Genomic DNA, 5,301 nt, shown 5'->3' with positions numbered 1-5,301 from the left:
TAGTGCAAATCCGTGTGGCACACCCCGCACGCCTGCACCCGCACCACCGCCTCACCCGGACCCGGATCAGGAACGATGATGGTGGTGACCTCGACCGGCTTGCCCTTGCCGGTCGCCACTACGCCGCGCACTTCGGTCATCCAGAGCTCCAGTTCACACGTGGGGAAATTCCCGCAGGTTCGGTCGTCACCAGCCGTATTCGCCGGCGGCGTCGATGAGCCAGTCCGCGACGTACCGCGCGAACGACGAACGCACGATCAGCCAGTAGGTGGGCAGTGCCGCATCCCGGCACACCAGCACGACCGCGGCGCGCGCGAGCAGCGTCTGCGCGCACCGGCCGGTCGCGAAGCTGCGCGGGTGCAGGTCCAGCGCGCAGCCCATGTTCAGCAGGTCCCGGGCGTGCGGCCCGGAGACCTCCAGGATGGTGCGGTGCGCGGACACGTCCACCACCGCGCCGTGATCACCGTCGAGCGCCGTGGTCAACGTGTCCGAAATGGACTCGGCGGCGCCTTCCGGTCCGACCAGCAGCCATTCGTCCGGGCCGAGGCCGAGGACCAGCGCGCCTTCGGCGTGCACCACCTCGCCGGGCTGGTTCGGCAGCATCGCGTGGATCGCGGTGCCGATCCGCTCCGCGCCCGACCCCTTCGGGTCGACCCGCAGCGTGATCTGCGCCTTGAACGGCACCTCGGTGATGTGCACGGCGTCGGGCCCGGAACGCGCGGCGAGGGCCTCCGCCCGGGCCGCGAGCGGGGACTCTCCGTAGGGCTCAGCCATCGCGACGCGCTCCTTCCTTGTCGTAGAAGACGGGTTCGGTGACGGTCAGCGGGACCAGCCTGCCGTCGACCGGGCTGTAGACGGTGTCGCCGATGCGGTCCCGCCCGCCCTTCACCAGCGCGAGGCTGAACCCACCGCCGAGCACGGCGCTGCGGTAGCTGGAGGTGACGTGGCCGAGCATCGGCACCGGTGGTGCGGGCAGCACGTCGCTCGCCACCAGCTGCGAACCTTCCGGCAGCACCAGGGATTCGTCCTGCGGTCGCAGGCCGACGAGGTGCTTGCGGTCCGGGCGGGCGTTGTCGGCGCGGGAGAACGAGCGCATGCCGAGGAAGTCGTCCTTCTTCTTCGACACCGCCCAGCCCATGCCGAGGTCGTGCGGGGTGACGGTGCCGTCGGTGTCCTGCCCGACGATCGGGAAGCCCTTCTCGGCCCGCAGCACGTGCATCGTCTCGGTGCCGTACGGGGTGATGTCGAACGGACGACCGGCTTCGTGCAGGGCTTCCCACACCTCGCGGCCGTACCACCAGGGCACGTTGATCTCGAAGGCGAGCTCGCCGGAGAAGCTGATCCGGCAGACTCGCGCCCTCCTGCCCGCGACGACCCCGTCCTGCCAGGACATGAACGGGAACGCGTCGTTGTCCAGCTCCAGCCCGGTGGCCACCCGGGCGAGGACTTCGCGGGACTTCGGCCCGGCGAGGGCGATGGTGGCCCACTGCTCGGTGACCGAGGTCAGGTGCACCCGCAGCTGCGGCCACTCGGTCTGGAGCCATTCCTCCAGCCAGTCCAGCACGCCCGCCGCGCCCCCGGAGGTGGTGGAAATCAGGTAGCGGTGCTCGCCGGTGCGCATCACGGTGCCGTCGTCGAAGACCATGCCGTCGGCGGTGCACATCAGCCCGTACCGGATGCGGCCGACCTTGAGCGTGCTCATCTTGTTGGTGTAGACGAGGTCGAGGAACGCGGCGGCGTCCGGCCCCTGCACGTCGATCTTGCCGAGGGTGGAGACGTCCTGCATGCCGACCCCGGAGCGCACCGCCGCGCACTCGCGCAGCACCGCCGCCGCCATGTCCTCACCGGGCCGCGGGTAGTACCAGGGCCGCTTCCACTGCCCCACGTTCTCGAACGGCGCCCCGCGCTGCACGTGCCAGTCGTGCATCGCGGTGACGCGCACCGGGTCGTAGAGGTCGCCGCGGTCGCGCCCGGCGAGGGCGGCGAACGCGACCGGCGTGTAGGGCGCGCGGAACGTGGTGGTGCGGGACGGTTCCCGCCCGAGCAGCTGCGCGATGATGCCGGTGGTGAGCGTGCCGGAGGTCTTGCCCTGGTCGTGCGCGGTGCCGATGGTGGTGAAGCGCTTGACGTGCTCCACCGAGTCGAGCCCGGCGCCGACGGCCTTGCGGATGTCGGCGACGGTGGCGTCCCGCGCCAGGTCGACGAACTGGTTGGCGCCGCCGGAGTCGGCGGGGCTGGGCAGCAGCCAGGTGGTGCGCCCGGCCAGCACCGGCGGGTTCTTCGCGGTCGGCGGTTCGGGCGCGGTGGCGTCGAATCCGGCGGCCCGCGCGGCGGCTTCGCCCGCTTCGGCGCCGGCCCGCAGGCAGTCACCGGTGGCGAACACCCCGGCGGAGGCGCCCGCGGAGCGGACCGAGCGCAGGTCCTCCTCGGGCACGTAGCCGCCGATCCGCTCGGAGTAGCGCACCCCGCCGCGGCCTTGGGCGTGCAGGTGCACCGCCGGGTTCCAGCCGCCGGAGACCAGCAGCAGGTCGCAGCGCACCACCTGGCGGACGGTCACCGGCTGGTGCTCGTCGGAGCGCAGCCCCACGAGGTGCGCGCTGACGACCCGGTCGACGCCGGAGGTGCCGACGACGGCGGCGTCGGGGCGGATCGTGATGCCGCGTTCCACGCACAGCGAGGCCCAGTAGGTGGGCACCACGTCGCGCACGTCGACGATGGCGGCGATCTCCACCCCGGCGTCGTGCAGGTCGATCGCGGCGGCGTAGGCGCTGTCGTTGGTGGTGAACACGACGGCCCGCTTGCCGGGCAGCACTCCGTAGCGGTGCAGGTAGGTGCGGGCGGAGGCGGCGAGCATGGTGCCGGGCCGGTCGTTGCCGGTGAACACCACGGGCCGTTCGTGCGCCCCGGTGGCGAGCACGGTCTCGCGGGCCCGGATGCGCCAGATGCGCTGGCGGCTGGGCGCGTCGTCGCCGCGGTGCTGCACGGCCACGAAGTAGCCGTCCTCGTAGTGCCCGAACACGGTGGTGCGCGGGAGGGTGCGCACGTCGGGCAGCGAGTCGAGCTCGGCGACGGCGCGGCGCACCCAGTCGGTGCCGGGCTTGCGGTCGAGCTCCTCGCCGTTGCCGAGCAGCGCGCCGCCGAATTCGGTGTCGGCGTCGGCGACGATCACCCGCGCCCCGCTGCGGGCCGCGGTCAGCGCGGCGGCCAGCCCGGCCGGTCCGGCGCCGACGACGAGCACGTCGCAGTGCGCGTGCATCGCGTCGTAGCGGGCCGGGTCGGGTTCGTCCGACAACCGCCCCTGCCCGGGGATCGAGGTCGCTTCCAGGCCGTCGACGAGTTCCACGGTGGTGGCGGTCAGCATCGGTTCCGGGAACGGCTTCTCGATCTGCACCAGGGCGTTCGGGTCCTCCGGCCCGGCGGCCATGATGCCGCGGGGTCGCCCGTACTTGATGCTGGTGGAGATCTGGTGCACGCCGTTGGCCAGCAGCGCGGAGGCGAGGGTGTCGCCTTCGCGGCCTTCGTAGTCCTGCCCGTCGAAGCGGAACCGGACGGGTCGGCGGCGGTCGATGCGCCCTCCGTCGGCGGTCCTGAACTCGTCGTTCACCTGGTCACCGTCCTCGTCGCGCCGTCGGGGTGGATCTCGTTGGTGGTGGTGTCGCGCTGCACGGTGAACCAGCGGCGGCAGCCGGCGTGGTGCGACCAGCGCTCGGTGAACACGCCCTTCGGATTGGCGCGGTAGAACAGGAATCGCGCCCAGTCCTCATCGGACACCGACTGCGGGTCGTCCGGGTAGCGGACGTCGGCTTGGCCGCCGTAGTGGAATTCGGTCTCGTTCCGCGGCCCGCACCACGGGCAGGGGATCAGCAGCATGTGCGGACTCCGTTCAGTGCGCGACGCCTGCGGCGCCGTGCTCGTCGACGAGGGCTCCGGTGGTGAACCGCTCCAAGCTGAAGGGAGCGTTGAGCGGGTGCGGTTCGTCGTGGGCGATGGTGTGCGCGTAGCACCAGCCGACACCGGGCGTGGCCTTGAACCCGCCGGTGCCCCAGCCGCAGTTGACGTACAGGCCGTCGAACGGGGTGCGGCCCATGATCGCGGAGGCGTCGGGGGTGACGTCCACGATCCCGGCCCAGGTGCGCAGCACGTGCGCCCGGGCGAAGATCGGGAACAGTTCGACGGCCGCGGTGAGTTCGCGTTCGATGGTGTGGAACGCGCCGCGCTGCCCGTAGGAGTTGTAGGCGTCGATGCCGGCGCCGAGGACCAGTTCGCCCTTGTGCGCCTGGCTGACGTAGACGTGCACCGCGTTGGACATGACCACCGTGGGGTGCACGGGTTCGAGCAGTTCGGACACGAGCGCCTGCAGTGGGTGGCTCTGGATCGGCAGCCGCAGCCCGAGGGTGTCGGCGAGCACCGAGGTGCTGCCCGCGGCGGCGAGCGCGACCTTGCCGGCCCGGATGTTCCCGCGGGTGGTCTCGACGCCGACGACCCGGTCGCCGACGGTCTCGAATCCGGTGACCTGGCAGTTCTGCACCAGGTCGACGCCCATCCGGTCGAGGGCGCGGGCGAAGCCCCAGGCGACGTGGTCGTGCTTGGCGATCCCGGCCCGCGGCTGCCAGGTGCCGCCGTGCACCGGGTAGCGGAGGTCCTCGGAGGTGTTCAGGATCGGGCAGATCTCCTTGACCTGCGCGGGATCGAGCCATTCGGCGTCGACGCCGTTGAGCTTGTTCGCCTCGACGCGGCGGACGCTGTCGCGCACTTCCTGCAGCGAGTGCGCCAGGTTCAGCACACCGCGCTGGGAGAACAGCAGCGGGTAGTCCAGCGCGTCTTCGAGGCCTTCCCACAACTTCAGCGCGTGCTCGTAGAGCCCGGCGCTCTCGTCCCACAGGTAGTTGGAGCGGATGATCGTGGTGTTGCGGGCCATGTTCCCGCCCGCGAGCCAGCCGCTCTCCAGCACGGCGACGTTGGTGATGCCGTGGTTGACGGCGAGGTAGTAGGCGGTGGCGAGCCCGTGCCCGCCGCCGCCGACGATCACCACGTCGTAGGAGCGTTTCGGGTCCGGGGAGCTCCAGAGCCGATCCGGGTGCTCGGGCAGGTCTGCACCGGGTGTGCGCGGCGACATCAGAGCCCTCCGTTCAGGTTCGGGTACAGCGGGAACTTGCGGGTGAGCGCCTCGACGCGGTCGCGCAGCGCCTCGGTGTCGATGGTGGGTTGGAGTGCTGTGGCGATGATGTCGGCGACTTCGGTGAATTCGGTGGTGGTGAAGCCGCGGGTGGCGAGGGCGGGGGTGCCGATGCGCAGGCCGCT

The 5,301-nt window shown here is 71.6% G+C and carries 4 protein-coding genes and 2 pseudogenes; all 6 read right to left on the bottom strand.

The features are described from left to right. Nucleotides 1-140: pseudogene (locus ABZ805_RS29070) on the bottom strand (S-(hydroxymethyl)mycothiol dehydrogenase); the annotation flags it as partial. A gap of 46 nt (nt 141-186) precedes the next feature. Next, nucleotides 187-774, bottom strand: coding sequence for a sarcosine oxidase subunit gamma family protein (locus ABZ805_RS29065; protein ID WP_358447071.1), 588 nt, complete (start codon nt 772-774; stop codon nt 187-189). Next, nucleotides 767-3,604, bottom strand: coding sequence for a 2Fe-2S iron-sulfur cluster-binding protein (locus ABZ805_RS29060; RefSeq protein WP_358447068.1), 2,838 nt, complete (start codon nt 3,602-3,604; stop codon nt 767-769). The genes ABZ805_RS29065 and ABZ805_RS29060 overlap by 8 nt, the downstream gene beginning before the upstream one ends. Further along, nucleotides 3,601-3,870, bottom strand: a complete 270-nt coding sequence (locus ABZ805_RS29055; RefSeq protein WP_224963073.1) for a sarcosine oxidase subunit delta — start codon at nt 3,868-3,870, stop codon at nt 3,601-3,603. The genes ABZ805_RS29060 and ABZ805_RS29055 overlap by 4 nt, the downstream gene beginning before the upstream one ends. A gap of 13 nt (nt 3,871-3,883) precedes the next feature. Further along, nucleotides 3,884-5,116 (bottom strand): sarcosine oxidase subunit beta family protein, encoded by a 1,233-nt coding sequence (locus ABZ805_RS29050; protein WP_358447064.1) that lies wholly within the window; start codon nt 5,114-5,116, stop codon nt 3,884-3,886. Further along, nucleotides 5,116-5,301: pseudogene (locus ABZ805_RS29045) on the bottom strand (serine hydroxymethyltransferase); the annotation flags it as partial. The gene ABZ805_RS29050 and the pseudogene ABZ805_RS29045, both read right to left, overlap by 1 nt.

The sequence above is a fragment of the Saccharopolyspora sp. NPDC047091 genome, assembly GCF_040643635.1.
Classification (GTDB): domain Bacteria; phylum Actinomycetota; class Actinomycetes; order Mycobacteriales; family Pseudonocardiaceae; genus Saccharopolyspora_C.
This window is presented reverse-complemented; position numbering and strand designations above follow the sequence as displayed.